Source organism: Bacillus cereus, assembly GCF_002564555.1.
Taxonomy (GTDB): Bacteria; Bacillota; Bacilli; order Bacillales; family Bacillaceae_G; genus Bacillus_A; species Bacillus_A cereus_K.
Genome location: NZ_NUVD01000050.1, coordinates 1 through 212, shown reverse-complemented (window position 1 = coordinate 212; position 212 = coordinate 1). Strand labels below are relative to the sequence as shown.

Genomic DNA, 212 nt, shown 5'->3' with positions numbered 1-212 from the left:
ATTTTGTAGAATCGTAATATCTGTAAGGCCATCTGCGTAAGCTACCCCTGATTGAGCAAATGGTATATGATTTGAAACATTTGGTGCGAAAGGTGCAATCATTACACAAGTTGCTGTTAATAGTTTAGCAGTCAGTAATAGTTTCCTAGAGTTATTAGTGTTCAACTTTTTCTTATAGTTGACTTTCTTTTTCATTTATTCTCTTCCCCTTT

General features: G+C 34.0%; 1 protein-coding gene. It reads right to left on the bottom strand.

All coding sequences use genetic code 11. From position 1 onward, the window contains the following. Nucleotides 1-195 (bottom strand): hypothetical protein (locus tag COI75_RS17145; protein ID WP_141535129.1); only part of this gene is annotated, 195 nt, incomplete at its 3' end. Nucleotides 196-212: the final 17 nt, after the last annotated feature.